The organism is Phytohabitans aurantiacus (genome assembly GCF_027923225.1).
Taxonomy (GTDB): Bacteria; Actinomycetota; Actinomycetes; order Mycobacteriales; family Micromonosporaceae; genus Phytohabitans; species Phytohabitans aurantiacus.
This window is the reverse complement of sequence record NZ_BSDI01000020.1, coordinates 63,112-77,149: the sequence shown is the minus strand read 5'-3', so window position 1 is coordinate 77,149 and position 14,038 is coordinate 63,112. Positions and strand designations below refer to the sequence as shown.

At 69.3% G+C, this 14,038-nt stretch carries 15 protein-coding genes; 10 read left to right on the top strand and 5 right to left on the bottom strand.

Annotated features, from left to right (window positions below; all coding sequences use genetic code 11):
* Positions 1 to 37 precede the first annotated feature (37 nt).
* Positions 38 to 1,255, bottom strand: coding sequence for a cellulose-binding domain-containing protein (locus QMG73_RS21725; protein WP_281898425.1), 1,218 nt, complete (start codon positions 1,253 to 1,255; stop codon positions 38 to 40).
* A gap of 131 nt (positions 1,256 to 1,386) precedes the next feature.
* Between QMG73_RS21725 and QMG73_RS21720 the strand changes: the two genes are divergently transcribed.
* Positions 1,387 to 2,379 carry a 1-phosphofructokinase family hexose kinase gene (locus tag QMG73_RS21720; protein ID WP_281898423.1) on the top strand — a complete coding sequence of 331 codons (993 nt, stop codon included), beginning with the start codon at positions 1,387 to 1,389 and terminating at the stop codon, positions 2,377 to 2,379.
* On the top strand, positions 2,376 to 3,179 hold the full coding sequence (surE, locus tag QMG73_RS21715; protein ID WP_281898421.1) for a 5'/3'-nucleotidase SurE: 804 nt from the start codon (positions 2,376 to 2,378) through the stop codon (positions 3,177 to 3,179). The genes QMG73_RS21720 and surE overlap by 4 nt, the downstream gene beginning before the upstream one ends.
* Here the strand turns inward: surE and QMG73_RS21710 are convergent.
* Positions 3,136 to 4,023, bottom strand: a complete 888-nt coding sequence (locus QMG73_RS21710; RefSeq protein WP_281898420.1) for a serine/threonine-protein kinase — start codon at positions 4,021 to 4,023, stop codon at positions 3,136 to 3,138. The two genes, surE and QMG73_RS21710, sit on opposite strands and share 44 nt — an antisense overlap.
* A 41-nt stretch (positions 4,024 to 4,064) precedes the next feature.
* Complete coding sequence (locus QMG73_RS21705; protein WP_281898418.1) at positions 4,065 to 4,436, bottom strand: STAS domain-containing protein; 372 nt, start codon at positions 4,434 to 4,436, stop codon at positions 4,065 to 4,067.
* Between the two features lie 354 nt (positions 4,437 to 4,790).
* Between QMG73_RS21705 and QMG73_RS21700 the strand changes: the two genes are divergently transcribed.
* The 6 genes from QMG73_RS21700 to QMG73_RS21675 all read left to right on the top strand — a co-directional run bounded on the left by QMG73_RS21700 (position 4,791) and on the right by QMG73_RS21675 (position 11,241).
* The gene (locus QMG73_RS21700) at positions 4,791 to 5,156 is read left to right on the top strand and encodes a hypothetical protein (RefSeq protein ID WP_281898416.1); all 366 of its coding nucleotides are present in this window, start codon (positions 4,791 to 4,793) and stop codon (positions 5,154 to 5,156) included.
* Between the two features lie 135 nt (positions 5,157 to 5,291).
* A complete protein-coding gene (locus tag QMG73_RS21695; RefSeq protein ID WP_281898414.1) occupies positions 5,292 to 7,295 on the top strand; it encodes a glycoside hydrolase family 31 protein in 2,004 nt (667 codons plus the stop codon).
* Between the two features lie 319 nt (positions 7,296 to 7,614).
* Positions 7,615 to 8,709 (top strand): hypothetical protein, encoded by a 1,095-nt coding sequence (locus QMG73_RS21690; protein WP_281898413.1) that lies wholly within the window; start codon positions 7,615 to 7,617, stop codon positions 8,707 to 8,709.
* Positions 8,684 to 9,391 (top strand): methyltransferase, encoded by a 708-nt coding sequence (locus QMG73_RS21685; RefSeq protein ID WP_281898411.1) that lies wholly within the window; start codon positions 8,684 to 8,686, stop codon positions 9,389 to 9,391. The genes QMG73_RS21690 and QMG73_RS21685 overlap by 26 nt, the downstream gene beginning before the upstream one ends.
* The gene (locus QMG73_RS21680) at positions 9,361 to 10,185 is read left to right on the top strand and encodes an inositol monophosphatase family protein (protein WP_281898409.1); all 825 of its coding nucleotides are present in this window, start codon (positions 9,361 to 9,363) and stop codon (positions 10,183 to 10,185) included. Before QMG73_RS21685 ends, QMG73_RS21680 begins: the two co-directional genes overlap by 31 nt.
* 54 nt (positions 10,186 to 10,239) lie before the next feature.
* A complete protein-coding gene (locus tag QMG73_RS21675) occupies positions 10,240 to 11,241 on the top strand; it encodes an AraC family transcriptional regulator (protein ID WP_281898408.1) in 1,002 nt (333 codons plus the stop codon).
* 3 nt (positions 11,242 to 11,244) lie between these two features.
* Here QMG73_RS21675 and QMG73_RS21670 read toward each other — a convergent pair whose 3' ends face one another.
* Both QMG73_RS21670 and QMG73_RS21665 read right to left on the bottom strand, forming a co-directional pair.
* The gene (locus QMG73_RS21670) at positions 11,245 to 11,523 is read right to left on the bottom strand and encodes a hypothetical protein (RefSeq protein WP_281898406.1); all 279 of its coding nucleotides are present in this window, start codon (positions 11,521 to 11,523) and stop codon (positions 11,245 to 11,247) included.
* Positions 11,524 to 11,625: 102 nt separating this feature from the next.
* Positions 11,626 to 11,958 (bottom strand): hypothetical protein, encoded by a 333-nt coding sequence (locus tag QMG73_RS21665; RefSeq protein ID WP_281898405.1) that lies wholly within the window; start codon positions 11,956 to 11,958, stop codon positions 11,626 to 11,628.
* A 193-nt stretch (positions 11,959 to 12,151) separates the two neighbouring features.
* On the opposite strand from QMG73_RS21665, the gene QMG73_RS21660 reads away from it, so the two are divergent.
* Together QMG73_RS21660 and QMG73_RS21655 are read left to right on the top strand one after the other, a co-directional pair.
* The gene (locus QMG73_RS21660) at positions 12,152 to 13,000 is read left to right on the top strand and encodes an SDR family oxidoreductase (RefSeq protein WP_281898403.1); all 849 of its coding nucleotides are present in this window, start codon (positions 12,152 to 12,154) and stop codon (positions 12,998 to 13,000) included.
* On the top strand, positions 12,997 to 13,989 hold the full coding sequence (locus QMG73_RS21655) for an SMP-30/gluconolactonase/LRE family protein (protein WP_281898401.1): 993 nt from the start codon (positions 12,997 to 12,999) through the stop codon (positions 13,987 to 13,989). The genes QMG73_RS21660 and QMG73_RS21655 overlap by 4 nt, the downstream gene beginning before the upstream one ends.
* The last annotated feature ends 49 nt before the right edge of the window (positions 13,990 to 14,038 follow it).

Below are 14,038 nucleotides of genomic sequence, written 5' to 3'. Positions count from 1 at the left end.
TGGAGGGGGCCCCGGTTCGGGGCCCCCTCCGGTGTTTTCAGCAGCCGATGCGCGACGATCCCAACGCCACATCGTCGAACCACAACGTGTCGGCGCCATCACCGTACGACTCCCAGCCCACGCGGAAGTCGGTGAGCGCGGGGCGCCAGTTGGCACGCGACAACCACTGGCTGTCGATGTCGTGCGTGGGCGTACCGTCGGCGACCAACCCGGTCACCTGGGTGCCGTTGACCCACGTGCGCAACTGTCCCTGCGCACCGTCCACCATGAACTCCACACAGGACCACACATTGGTCGGCAGCGGCACGCTCAGCGCCACGCCCGCCGGGCTCTGCTCGGGCAGCGTCGCGTCGTCGGACGCCCGGTTCCATTGCAGGGCACCGTTCTGGCCGCCCATCCGCAGATCGCGGTTGCCGTCGTTGGCGTCGCGCATGGCGAGGAACGTGACGTGCTGCTGCGGCAGCGATGTGGTGTGTCGCGCCCACAGCCGCGCGTACCGCACCGATCCCGCACCACTCAGGTTCTGTGTGGACCCGACGAAGACGTGGTTGCAGTATCCGGCGGTGCCGTTGACGCGCACCGACTTCGTGCCGCTGTGCGCGACCGCGCTGTCGATCGCCGCGGTGCCGGTGCCCTGGCAGTCCGGATACGTGACCGCCCACGCGCCGGTGGGAACGGTGCCTGTCTGGCTCTCGAACCCGTCACAAAGGACCGCGCCGCCGCAGCCTCCCGAAGGCGGCGGGGTGGTGGGGGGCGGAGTGGAAGGAGGCGGGGTGGACGGCGGTGGCGTGCTTGGGGGTGGCGTGCTCGGGGGCGCCGCCGTGGTCGGTGCCGCCGTCGTCGGCGTGGGACCGGTGCCGTTGCACGCGACGCCGTTGAGCGTGAAGCCGGTCGGTGCGGCGTTGCTCGCGGCGTAGGTGCCCTGGACCCCGAACTCCGTCGAGCCGCCCGCCGCCAGCGAGCCGTTCCACGCGGCGTTCCTGGCCGTGACGGTGGCCCCGGACTGGGTCACGGTGGCGCTCCAGCCGTTCGTGATCCGCTGGTCGCCGCCGTACGTCCAGGTGACCGTCCAGCCGTTGACCGCGGTGTCCCCGGCCGTGACCCGGACGTTGGCGGTGAACCCGCCGGTCCACGAATTGGCCTGGTAGCCGACCAGGCAGCCGGCCGCCGCGTGCGCGGTCTGTATCACCACGAAGCTGGCGGCGGCCATGAGGAGGCCGGCGACAGGCGCGGCGACGCGTGCAGAGATCTTCATGGATGGGCATCCTATTCATTGATAACTCTGAATGAAAGCATTGCAAGATCTGCAATATTTGCAAGAAGACGTCATCAATGGCGTGAGGCGCGTTAAGGCATAGGCCCGCGCCGGCGGGGAACACTCCGGACATGGCTGATCACGTGATGGTCTTCGCGCCGGCGCCGCAGCTCACGGTAACGATCGAGCAGCCGGCTGACGCGGTCGAGATACACCTTCACCCGGGCGGCCAGGGCATCTGGCAGGCGCGGATGATCACGTCGCTGGGCGTGCCGGTGGCGCTCTGCGCGAGCCTGGGCGGCGAGACCGGCCGGGTACTGGACACGCTGATCGCGGCCGAGGGCATCGACCTGCACGCGACCACGCGGGCGGCCGCCAGCGGCGGGTACGTGCACGACCGGCGGGGCGGCTCCCGCACGGAGGTGGCGGAGGCACCGGAGCCGCCACTTGGCCGGCACGACCTTGACGAGTTGTACAACCTCGCGCTGGCGGAAGGGCTCGGTGCCGCGGTGGCGGTGCTGAGCCGGCCGACCGATCCCGCCATCGTCCCGCCCGACGTGTACCGGCGCCTGGCCACCGATCTGGGTCGTAACGGCGTCAAGGTGGTCGCCGACCTCTCCGGCGAACACCTGTCGGCAGTACTCGAAGGGGCTCCGTACTTTGTCAAGGTCAGCCACGACGAGCTGACATCCGACGGGCGGGCCGCGAGTGACAGCGTGCCCGATCTGATCGAGGCGCTGCACCGCCTGCAGGATGAGGGCGCCCGCTCCGCCCTGATCAGCCGTGCCGACCAGCCGGCGCTGGCGCTGCTGGAAAACGACGTCTTCGAGGTCGAGATCCCCCAGTTGGAGGCGGCCGACCCGCGCGGCGCCGGCGACTCGATGACCGCCGGCGTGGCGGCCGTACTGGCCAAGAACGGCGACCTGCTCGCGGCCGTGCGCACCGGCGCGGCGGCCGGCGCGCTCAACGTCACCCGGCACGGGCTCGGCACCGGCCGCCCCGACGCCATCGCAGGCATGGCTGAACGCGTCGATCTGAAGCGTGTCAACCTGAAGGAGGTGGGTCGCGGGCGGCAGCGCCGGACCACCCCTGACGAGCTGGCGACACGGGTGAGGGCGCGATGAGGGTACTGGTGACCAACGACGACGGCATCGCGGCGCCCGGGATCCGGTGGCTGGCGCGCGTCGCGTCCGACAGCGGGCACGAGGTCGTCGTGGCGGCGCCCGGCAATGAGGCGAGCGGCATGAGTGCCGCGCTCCGCGCGGTCGAGAAGGATGGGCGCATCATCGTCACCGAGCAGCCCCTCGATGGCCTCTCCGGTGTCGAGTCGTACAGCGTGGCCAGCTCGCCGGCGTTCATCGCGCTGCTCGCCACGCGCGGCGCGTTCGGGCCGCCGCCCGACCTGTTGCTCTCCGGCATCAACCGGGGCGCCAACGCCGGCCTCGCGGTGCTGCACTCGGGCACGGTGGGTGCCGCGTTCACCGCCGCCGCCTATGGCTGCCGCACGATGGCCGTATCGCTCGACATACTCACCCCCGGAGCCGTGGAGACCGGCGGTGCCATGCTCAGGCCCGGCAGCCGCGACGAGGCACGGCACTGGGCGACGGCAGCCCAGTACGCCGCCGACATGCTGAAGACGCTCGTCGACGCGCCGGTGGGAACTGTTCTCAACCTCAACGTCCCGGACGCGCCACCCGAGCGCGTCAAAGGGATACGGCGGGCACGGCTGTCGCGCTTCGGTCAGGTGCAGATCACCGTCGCCGAGGCGGGGCAGGGCTTCGTGCGCACGTCGCTCGAAGAGTCGGGCGCCAGCCTGGAGCCCGGCACCGATCTGGCGCTCCTGGCCGAGGGGTTCGCCACCGTGAGCGCCATCCGAGCCGTCAGCGAAGTGTCCGATGTGGAGCTGCCGGACTGGCACGGGTAGTCAGGCCCCAGAGCGAGAGGGCAACGTCGCGGCCGCTGGGCCGGTCGGCGGGACGCTTGGCCATGCAGGCACGGCAGATCTCGGCCACCTCGCGGGGCAATCCCGCGACGGCGAGCACCGGCGTGGGCGCCATGCAACGAAAGTGCGGCGTGGTGAAATCGGTGCCGGGTAGGGCATTCGGGTACGGTGATCCGCCGGTCACCATCTGATAGAGCAGGACACCCAGGGAGTACACGTCGTCGGCGGGCTGAGCCGCGGTGGTGAGCCGGTGCGCGGGCAGGATGGGCTGCCGGCGAGGCACGGCGTTGCGGGTCAGTCGCGGCTTTCCGGGTATCGTGCGCTTGCGCTCCACAGTGGTCGCCAGACCGAAGTCGACGATCTTTATCCCGTCTGCGGTCAGCATGACGTTGGCGGCGCTCAGGTCGCGGTGCACGAGCCCGCGCCGATGCGCGACGGCGAGCACGTCGGCGACCGCGGCTGCCACCGGCACCGCTTCTGTCCACGGCATCGCGCCGCCGGCGAGCCTGGTGGCCAGGCTGACGCCGGTGAGCAACTCCATCACCACGTACGGCAGGACGGTGCCGTCAGGCAGTGGCGCGTCGCCGTATCCGTAGACGCGGGGCACGCTCGGATGGCGCAACCGGTCGATGATCAGGGCTTCGCGCCGGACACCGTCACGCGCCCATGAGTCAGCGGCGTGCGCGGCGGCCAGCGCTTTGATGGCAAGCCGCCGCGGCGCGACCACGTCGATCGCCTCGTACACCGTGGAGACTCCACCGTGGCCGATGGCGCCGAGGATGACGTATCGCCCGAGAAGTGCGGTGCCCAGCGGGAGCGATGTCACGCTAACGGACTATTCCGCACAGGACGGGTGAAAAACAAGGGTCAGCCGCCGGCCGACTGGACCTCCGGCGTGCCCGCGGCCGACCCCGCGTAGTACGGCTCGGGTGCCCCGAAGAGGCCGAGCAGCCCGGTGACCCAGAGCTGCCGGTGGACAAACCGGCTCGGCTCGGTGACGACCAGCTTGACGCCGCTGACCTCGGCTGTCTGGAACCCGGCGACCATCGCGCTGATGCCCACCGAGTCGATGAAACTGACCAGCCGCATGTTGAGCTGGATGCGGGCGGGGCGGCTCTTTGTCAGCACCGCCGCTACCGCTTCGCGCACTTCGTGCGCCGTGTCCACATCGATCTCGCCGCGAGGGGCGATCTCCACCACGCCGTCAGGCATGGCCGATGTCAGGATCGACAGGCTCACGCGAGCACCTCCACTCGCCCGGAACCACCAGGCGCCTCGTCAGTACGCGGGCCGCGACCGAGCGTATTCCTCCGCATCGTCAGCCGCCAGTCCCCAGAGGGAGCAATCTGCGCAAGCCCACCCTGCCAGATCCACCCATACCGGAACAACCGCATCATAACTACCCACGTACCCCTTGGTTCTAAACCACCAGGGTACCGGCCCGTGGCCAGGGGTTTCCCGGTCGCGCGCGGCGATTCCGCGCCGGGCGAAAAACGTCACACTCCGATCTTGAGAGTGCCACAAGATCGACAAGGTTTCACGCCGGGAGCCAGCGGGAACCCATCCACAAGGGTGCCCCGTAGGAGGTAGGAAATGCTCAGTACACCTTGGACAGATCGGCGTGGGCGTGCCGAGCGGATCGCCACGCAAGCCTGGGACCACCTGGTTTCCGCCGTCGAGTCGGCGGGCGATACGGCCCGGTCGGCGGCTGGCGGCGCGGAAGACAAGGTGGGCTCCGCCCGAGACGAGGCATGGCGACGGGCCAGCGACGCGTTCGACGCGCTCGCAGGCCGGCGCCCGCACCGCCCCTGGCTGCTGATTCTCGGCGCCGGGCTGGTCGGTGCCGCGATCGGCTGGGCCGCCGGCACGGCGGCACGCAACGCGATCACGCGCGACAACGAGGACCAGATCGAGATCGTCGAAGCCGACGCCGAGCGCCGAAGCTCCACTCTGGCATAGCCGCCCACGGTCACGGCGCCTTTCCTTCGGGAGGGGCGCCGTGGTCATGCGGGAGGGTTGCCGTGCGCGCAGTCGGTGAACTACCGTGATCGAAGCGCTTCGACTAGCACGGTTATCGATATAGGGAGCCCGCGCATGACCGCCATCCGCAGCGTGGAAAACGGCCTCGAGGTGTCGTCGCACCGGCAACTGCTGCGGATCGAGCCGTGGGGCACCGACAGCGTGCGGGTCCGGGTGGCGCTCGGGCGCATCCGCGACGACATACCGGGTGCGCTGCTCGCGTCGGCCCCCGACCCGGCAGCCGAAATCACCATCGACGGCGACCGGGCCACCCTCGTCAACGGCGACCTCACGGTGGCGGTACACATCGATCCGGGCGAGGCGGAGTCGGAGGCCGAGGTCGTGTTCCGGCGGACCTCGACCGGCGAGGAGCTTCTCGCCGAGGAAAGGGCGCACTTCTGGTGGCCGGGGCCGCGGCTCTTCCAGCCGCACGGCAACGGCTTTCACCGGTTGGAGCAGCGCTTCCGGGCATACGACGGCGAGCGGCTCTACGGGCTCGGGCAGCACACCCATGGCCGGCTCGACCAGAAGGGCCTGGTGCTGGATCTCGTGCAGCGCAATGCCGAGATCAGCATCCCGTTCCTGGTGTCCAGCCGGGGCTACGGCCTGCTGTGGAACATGCCAGCGGTCGGCCGGGTCGAGTTCGCCGACAACGGCACCCGTTGGGTCGCCGACGGCGCCCGCCAGATCGACTACTGGGTGACCACCGGCAGCGGACCGGCGCAGATCCTCTCCCGGTACGCCGACGCCACCGGCCACCCGCCGCTGCTGCCCGACTGGGCCACCGGGTTCTGGCAGTGCAAGCTGCGCTACCGCACCCAGGAAGAGCTGATGTCGGTGGTCCGCGAGCACAAGCGGCGCGGCCTGCCCATGTCGGTCATCATCACGGACTTCTTCCACTGGACCCACCTCGGCGACTGGAAGTTCGACCCGGCCGAGTGGCCCGACCCGGCCGGCATGGTCAAGGAGCTGGCCGACCTCGGCGTCCGACTCATGGTGTCGATCTGGCCGACGGTGAGCCCCTACAGCGAGAACTACCGGCAGATGGAGGCCGAGGGGCTGCTCGTCGGCACCGAGAGCGGCGTCGCGCACCACGCGCCGTGGAAAGACAAGGGCTTCGAGGTCGAGATGCCGGTGGCGTTCTACGACAGCACCAACCCGCGAGCCCGCGAGTTCGTCTGGTCGCGCGTCAGGGAGAACTACTACAACCTCGGCGTGAAAGCGTTCTGGATAGACGCGTGCGAGCCCGAGGTCCGCCCGAACCACCCGGGAAACCTCGCCTTCCACGCCGGGCCGGGCAACGAGGTCTTCAACCTCTACTCACGCGAGAGCGCGCGGACCTTCGCGGAAGGCTTCGCGGCCGAGGGCGACGACGAGTTGGTACTGCTCTGCCGCTCCGGTTGGGCTGGTGGCCAGCGATACGGGGCGGCGCTGTGGTCGGGTGACATCGCCGCGACGTTCGACTCGCTGCGGCGCCAGGTGCGCGCCGGCCTCAACGTGGCCATGTCCGGCGTCCCGTGGTGGACCACCGACATCGGCGGGTTCCACGGCGGCGACCCCGACGATCCCGAGTTCCGCGAGCTGATCGTGCGGTGGTTCCAGTTCAACGCGTTCTGCCCGCTGTTCCGGCTCCACGGATACCGTGATCCCAAGAAGCCGTTCGGGCCCGACATGACCGGCGGACCCAACGAGGTCTGGTCCTTCGGCGACGAGGCGTACGAACACATCACGGCGACACTGGAGCTTCGCGAGCGACTGCGCCCCTACCTGGCGGCGCAACTGACAGTGGCGCACGAAACCGGCGTGCCACCGATGCGACCGCTCTTCGTCGACTTCCCAGACGACCCGCGCGCGTGGGAGATCGAAGACCAGTTCCTGCTCGGACCGGACGTGCTGGTCGCGCCGATCACGGAATACCGGTCCCGCTCTCGGTCCGTGTACCTGCCAGCCGGCGCCGACTGGGTCGACCCGTGGAGCGGCGCCCGCCACCCCGGTGGATCGACGCTCGAAGCCGACGCGCCGCTCGGCCGCATCCCGGTCTTCCTCCGAAATGGAGCCCAGATCCCCGTCGCCCCGTAGCGCCACCTGTCTTCGGCTTCCGGTTGCGATGCCATGCCAACCTGGCGGTAACGGCGCGCGGTTTACGCACAGCGCCGCACACCGCGGGGAGGTCCCGTTGCCGACAAGGAGGCCACACGCATCCGGGTTCGAGCTGTACTACCGGCGGCTGTCCCGGTTGAGCCCGGCGTGGGAGGTCTGCAACGAGGCGATCCTGGATCTCCGGGCCTTCGGCGGCATATCGACGCTCACCCTCGTCACTCCCGTGAACTGCACGCCAGAGCAGGGCGAACGGGTCGCGGTCTGCGTACTGCAGTCGACATGGCGGCACGGTGATCCGTTGACCATCGGCACCGGCGACACAACCCCGATGACACTGCGGATCGTCAGCTACTCGGAGAACCTCGCCGATCCCGAGTTACGCCACACAGATGCGGGCATCGAGCTCTCGGTACGGTTCGACGCCCCGCCCAGGGACCGGGTGGGCTGTGTTCGCGTCGAGATCGAGGCGACCGATCTCATGATGCCCATGCCGGAGAGAACGCCGGTGAACCGGGCGGCCTGCGGCCTGAGAATCCGTTGGCACGACGGGTTTCGGCACCGCACACGCCTTGTGCTCCACCGGTCCGCTGGCTCCATAACATGCTTCACCAAGGGCAACTACGCGATGGCTTTCCCGAGTCGCCCGGCGGCAGACGGACTGAGGACCCTGATCCTGTACGCGGATACACGAATGATGGAGCTCCTCTATGGATTCGTCCGCGACCCGTCGACCGCCCTGCTCCGATCGGCGTCCAGTCTGGTCTTCGCGGGCCTGGGGTTCCTCGCCGCCTGGCTCATGGCGCAAGCGGTGGTCGCCGGCACCGAACCGGAGTTGGCCCAGTACCTGGCGATGCTGGGTGGGCTGGCGATTCCCACGGTAACCGCGTTCGCGGAAATCGTTGCCCACGACCGGCATTCGCTGTACGCCAGACGGCGCGACCTCGGCTTCGCCGTCACCCTGATAGCTATCGTGGCCGGCGTCGCCGGGATCACGGGCGCCGCCTACCTCAGCCTCGCGTCCAACTTCGGCTCGTCCGAGGTACCGGAACATCTATCACCCTTGCCGTGGTGCTTCGCTGCCATTGGCGTACTGCTGCTGATCAGTGGCGTGGTCCTCTTGACCGCCTACCGAAGTGGCCTGCTCATTCCGTACGTCTGCGACAACGCCACGTGCGCCAATCGCCTGTACCTCCGCTACCGGCGACGCGATTGCTACGCCACCGGCCGCATCGTCTGTGAGTCCTGCGAGCTGACGACCTGCATGCCGTGTCCCCGTAATTTCTGGCAGCGAGGTCTCCCGGTCATCGACGACGTGGGGCGCGACCCGGTCGAACGCTGGCAGTACAGGTGCCTCGACGGAGGAGATCGTGCTCAAGCTGGCGATCCACGATGATCTTCTGGTCATCCTGAGTGACTCGGTGGCGACGCCCGGCGCCGACACCACGTATCTGGCCACGTACTCGGATCGGATCGCCTGTCGGGATGCGCTCGTCGTCGGATGTGGTGCTGGCCTTCTAGCGCTTCGCCTGGCTCGCCGCGGGGTGCGCGTGCGTGCCCTCGACGTAAACCCGGAGGCGGTCCGTCTGTGTCAGCGCAACGCTGTTGTCAACGACGTGTCCGACGGTGTCGTGGCTACGGCGACAGACGCGACGACGGCTACAAACCTTGGGACGTTCGATCTCGTGATCTCGAACCCACCACAGTTGCCCGCCGCGTATCCGGCGAGCGGAGCGTCTTGGGTCCAGCTGGCGAACGACGGAGGTGCCGGAGGCAAGGACTTCATCGGGTGGCTCTGCGAAAACGCGGCCCGGCTCCTTCGCCCGGCCGGCGTTCTGCTGTTCACCCACTTCGGCTTCCTCGAACCCGAAGCCACTGCGGAGCTGCTGCGCCGGGACGGCTTCGAGGTCCGGGTGGAGTACGCCCTGACGAAGTCCGCGGGCATCCTGTCAGGGGAACGACTGGCTCGGCTCGGCACACCGATCACGGAGTATGGCGTATACATAGTTGAAGCTCGCAGGCCCGCACTTCCACAGGAGACGAAAGAGTGGACCACGACCGGCGCATCGACAAAGTAGACACTATTCTTGCCGACGTATTCGAGAACCTTGGCAGGGATATCAGGCGCCGGGTCGAGACCATGAGCGGGCTCTCCGCTCTGAGGACCAAAGTCGACGGCGACACCACACACGCCTTCGATTCAATGGCCGAAGAACGGATCGTCCAGGCACTCGAACGCGCCGGCGTCAACGCGGTGGTAAGCAGCGAGGAGTCCGACGATTTTGTGATCGGGGACGGCAACGAGTACCTGGTCATCGTCGATCCGATCGATGGCTCGGACATGGTCGCGCGCGGTTACCCTCTAGCATCGACAGCCATTTCAATCATCGATCGCAGCAAGGAAGTCCCGGTCTACTCGCGAATCTACGAGATTTTCACCGGATGCCACTTCGTCGCAAAAGACGGCTCGGCGACCCGAAATGGTCGGCTTATGAGACCCTCAAAGATCGACGACCTTGCATCCGCCTTCATCGTCTCCTATTCCGCCACGCTCGCACGCCGAACCGCCCCCGCGATGCGACCGATTCTCGATACTCGCTCCAGCCTGTTTCTCAACTATGGCGGCCCACTCGACATCGCAAAGGTCGGCTCCGGCCAGTGCGAGGCGGTGGTCGAGTCGATCAAGGGCTTTCCGCCGCGTGACCTCATACCCGGGCTCCACATCGCCATGTGCGCGGGCGCGGTCGCCGCCGACCTGGACGGCAACCCGCTCCCCCTGGCGTTCGACCGCGACAGTCGCTGCACCTTCGTTGCCGCCGCGAACGCGGCGTTGCTAGATCAGCTACTCGCCGCCGTGGCGGTGGCGGCGTAACGCCAAACGGGTGCACGTGTTGACGGGGTCGCGACACAGGAAAATACTCCGTGTATGGGCACGAATACCGAGGGAGACCACTTCTCGTCGTTCGGGCCCGTATCTATTCGTACGTCCGACGTGGACGAGACGCGTGCCATCTGTCAAGAGTTCTTTCATCCGATGACGCTCGACGTGCCCGCCGGCGGCACGGGGTTCGCGTTCGACGGCACCGTGGCTCAGCTCGGCCCGCTGACGGTGGGCGATGTCGGCTTCGGCACCGAGGTCTCGATGGCCTGCGAGCATCGCCAGGCGTACCACCTCAATGTGCCGCTCTTTGGCTATCTGGAGAGCGAGCACGGCGGCCAGGCGTTACGGGCGGGCCCGGGGTCCGGCTCGCTCTACCAACCCGAAGGGCCCGTACGCCTGCCCCGGTTGGGCGCGGGCCTGCGGCTGCTCGCGGTCAGGATTGACGCCCGGGCGCTGGAGGCGGAGCTGGAAAGTCTGCTGGGTCGCGCGATCCACGGTCCGCTGCGGCTCGGCCCGGAGGTCGACTTCACGACCGGGCCCGGGCGGAGCCTGGCGCGACTGCTCACCCTGGTACGGGACGAGATGGACAACCCCGACGGGTTGATCAGCCAGCCGCTGGTCGCCAGCCGGCTCACACACAGCGTCCTGACCGGACTGCTGATGACCGCCAACCATCGCTACCGCGAGGAGCTGTGCCGGCCGGCGCCGCCGTCCCGGCCACCGAGCGTCCAGCGGGCGGTCGACGCGATCGAGGCGACGCCCGACGTGCCTTTCACGGTGCACGATCTCGCCAAGGTCGCGGGCGTGAGCGTGCGCAGCCTCCAGGAGGGTTTCCGGGAGTACGTGGGCATGCCGCCCATGGCGTATCTGCGCCGCGTGCGGTTGGAGCGCGTACACGCCGACATGTCGGCCTCCGACGGTGGGTCGGCGACGGTCGCCAGCGTGGCGCACCGGTGGGGGTTCACGCATCTTGGCCGCTTCGCGCGGGCGTACCGCGCCCAGTACGGCGACCTGCCCTTCCAGACGCTGCGCCGCAGGACCGGCTGACCGCTACTCCCCCGGGTCGCTCTGCGGGATGAGCGCCAGCGGACGCACCGGAACGGCTTCGATGCCTTCGGCCTCGCCCACCAGTGCGCGCACGTAGGCCGCGACGCGGGCGATCGCCAGCCGTCCGTCGCGCACCGTCAGTGCCAATGGCGAATCCCAGCCCGGCGCCATGCCGAGCAGCGCGGCGTGCGCTTCGTCGTAGCGGTCCAGGAACTGCTCGGCCCGCTCCAGCGCCAGCGTGGCCCGCGAGAGGTCACGCTGCAGTTCCACTTCGTCAATCATCCCTTAACGCCCCCTTACTAGGAACGTTAGGCAGGTGACGTCTGGTGGTCGAGCCGGTCCGCGCGGATCATGTCCACATTGCGCAGCGGGGAGAGGCGCCAGTCACCCTCGGCCGGCTGCCTTGCCCGGCGCGGCCATCCGGAACACCACGTCGGCGGTGAGGGCACGCAGGCCATCCGCGAGCTCCGGGTGGTACCGCAGCGCGTCGTCGAGGCGGGCGCGCCACTTGGCGACCTCAACGAACGGTGCCTCTTCGCGCTCGGCCAGCCGGACGAGCCATCGCGACTCGGTGAGCGCTTCGCGGTACGCCGGGCCGAGCAGCGTCGCGAGCCGGCGACCCAACCACGGATACAGGTGATCGGTGTCGGCGGCGGCGACGAAGGCGCGTGCGCCGTCCCACGCCAGGCGCGGCTGATGAACGATCTCGTGCCCCATAGCGGCCTCCCATCACCATCATCGATTGCTGGCGGCGCGACCACAACCTGACCGATTGGCCGGATCGTCCCAAAAGACCTGTCGAACCCGCGTGGCCAACCGCGCAGGGTGAGGCTGCGGGAGCGACGGTATAGCCCACGACGGACATCGCGGCAGCTCAATAATCCCGCCCTTTGAATGGGATGATGCGGGCATGGCTATGGACGCTGCTCTTGCGATTACGGGTGCCACCGGGCGGCTTGGCGGGCGGGTTGCCCGCCAACTGGCCGAACGCGGTGTCCGCCAGCGCCTCGTGGTGCGCGACCCGGCCCGCGCGCCCGCCCTCGACGGCACCGAGGTCGTCCAGGCCACCTACGACGACGCCGACGCGGCGCGGCGGGCGCTGGAGGGCGTGGAGACGGTGTTCATGGTGTCCGGCGCCGAGGAGCCCAACCGGGTCGCCGCGCACCGCACGTTCGTCGACGCGGCGGCCGCAGCCGGGGTCACCCGGCTCGTCTACACGTCGTTCTTCGGCGCCGCGCCAGACGCCACGTTCACGCTGGCGCGCGACCACTGGGCGACCGAGGAGCACATCCGCGCGAGCGGGCTGGCCTTCACGTTCCTGCGCGACAACCTCTACATGGACTTCGTGCCGATGATGGCCGGCGACGACGGGGTGATCCGCGGGCCGGCCAGCAGCGGGCGGGCCGCCGTGGTGGCGCAGGACGACATCGCCGACGTGGCCGTGGCTGTGCTGCTGGCGCCGGAGGCGCACGGGGGCGCCACGTACGACCTCACCGGCCCCGAGGCGCTCAGCATGGCCGAGATGGCGGCCGCGCTCACCGAGGCGACCGGCCGGCCGGTGACCTTCCTGGACGAGAGCATCGACGAGGCGTACGCCTCCCGCGCCTCGTACGGAGCACCGAAGTGGCAGGTCGACGCCTGGGTCAGCACGTACCTCGCGATCGCCTCCGGGGAGCTCCTGCCGGTCAGCGACGCGGTGGCCAAGGTGGCCGGGCACCCACCCACGAGCCTTGCCGAGTTGCTCGCCCGGCCCGCATGAGCCGGCCGCGCATCCGGCCGGTGGTGTGGTCGCCACCGCCGGCCCCGCCGCGCGCCCGGCAGGCGCACAGCGAGCCGCCGATGCCGGCGCCGCACCTGCTCCCGGTCGACGGCGCCGGCCCCGAAGACGTGGCGGTCCACCCCGACGGCACGCTCTACACCGGCCTGGAGGACGGTCGCATCCTCGCGCTCCCGTCCTCCGGGCCCCCGCAGGTCGTCGCCGAGACGGGCGGGCGGCCGCTCGGCATCGAGATCGCCGCGGACGGCACGCTGCTGGTCTGCGACGCCTATCGCGGGCTGCTGCACGTCGACCCGGCATCGCGAAAGATGGCTACCCTCGTACCGGCCGGAGACGCCCTCACGGTGTGCAACAACGCCGCGATCGCGGCTGACGGCACCGTGTACTTCAGCGACTCCACGCGCCGCTTCCCGCTCGCGTACTGGCGGGGCGACCTGATGGAGCACTCCGGCACCGGGCGGCTGCTGCGCCGCACGCCCGACGGGGCGGTCGACGTACTGCTCGACGGGTTGCAGTTCGCCAATGGCGTGGCACTGGCGGCCGACGAGTCCTTTGTGGTCGTCGCCGAGACCGGCGCGTACCGGCTCACGCGACTGTGGTTGACCGGGGCGCGGGCGGGGCAGCGGGACACGCTCGTCGACAACCTGCCCGGGTTTCCCGACAACCTGAGCACGGGATCAGACGGCCGGATCTGGATCGCCATCGGCAGCCCCCGCAACCGCGTACTCGACTGGGCGCACGCTCGCACGCCGCTGATCCGCCGGACGGTCTGGGCGCTGCCCGAACGCCTGCAGCCGCAGCCGGTGCGCACAGCGTGGGCGATGGCCGTCGACGACTCCGGGCGGGTGGTCGCCGACCTGCAGGGTGCCGGCGACAAGTACCACTTGGTCACCGGGGTACGCGAGCACGGCGGGCGGCTCTACCTCGGCAGCCTGGTCGAGGGCTCGATAGCCGTCGTCGACCTTATGTGAACCCCTTGAATATGGGTCCCGATTAATGTTAGGAAGGGTGCGGAGTTGT

Coding starts and splice junctions, on each gene's coding strand:
- QMG73_RS21655 (WP_281898401.1), top strand. CDS start 12,997: ATGAGCCGGCCGCGCATCCGGCCGGTGGTGTGGTCGCCACCGCCGGCC.
- QMG73_RS21660 (WP_281898403.1), top strand. CDS start 12,152: ATGGCTATGGACGCTGCTCTTGCGATTACGGGTGCCACCGGGCGGCTT.
- QMG73_RS21665 (WP_281898405.1), bottom strand. CDS start 11,958: ATGGGGCACGAGATCGTTCATCAGCCGCGCCTGGCGTGGGACGGCGCA.
- QMG73_RS21700 (WP_281898416.1), top strand. CDS start 4,791: ATGCTCAGTACACCTTGGACAGATCGGCGTGGGCGTGCCGAGCGGATC.
- QMG73_RS21675 (WP_281898408.1), top strand. CDS start 10,240: ATGGGCACGAATACCGAGGGAGACCACTTCTCGTCGTTCGGGCCCGTA.
- QMG73_RS21670 (WP_281898406.1), bottom strand. CDS start 11,523: ATGATTGACGAAGTGGAACTGCAGCGTGACCTCTCGCGGGCCACGCTG.
- QMG73_RS21725 (WP_281898425.1), bottom strand. CDS start 1,255: ATGAAGATCTCTGCACGCGTCGCCGCGCCTGTCGCCGGCCTCCTCATG.
- QMG73_RS21695 (WP_281898414.1), top strand. CDS start 5,292: ATGACCGCCATCCGCAGCGTGGAAAACGGCCTCGAGGTGTCGTCGCAC.
- surE (WP_281898421.1), top strand. CDS start 2,376: ATGAGGGTACTGGTGACCAACGACGACGGCATCGCGGCGCCCGGGATC.
- QMG73_RS21720 (WP_281898423.1), top strand. CDS start 1,387: ATGGCTGATCACGTGATGGTCTTCGCGCCGGCGCCGCAGCTCACGGTA.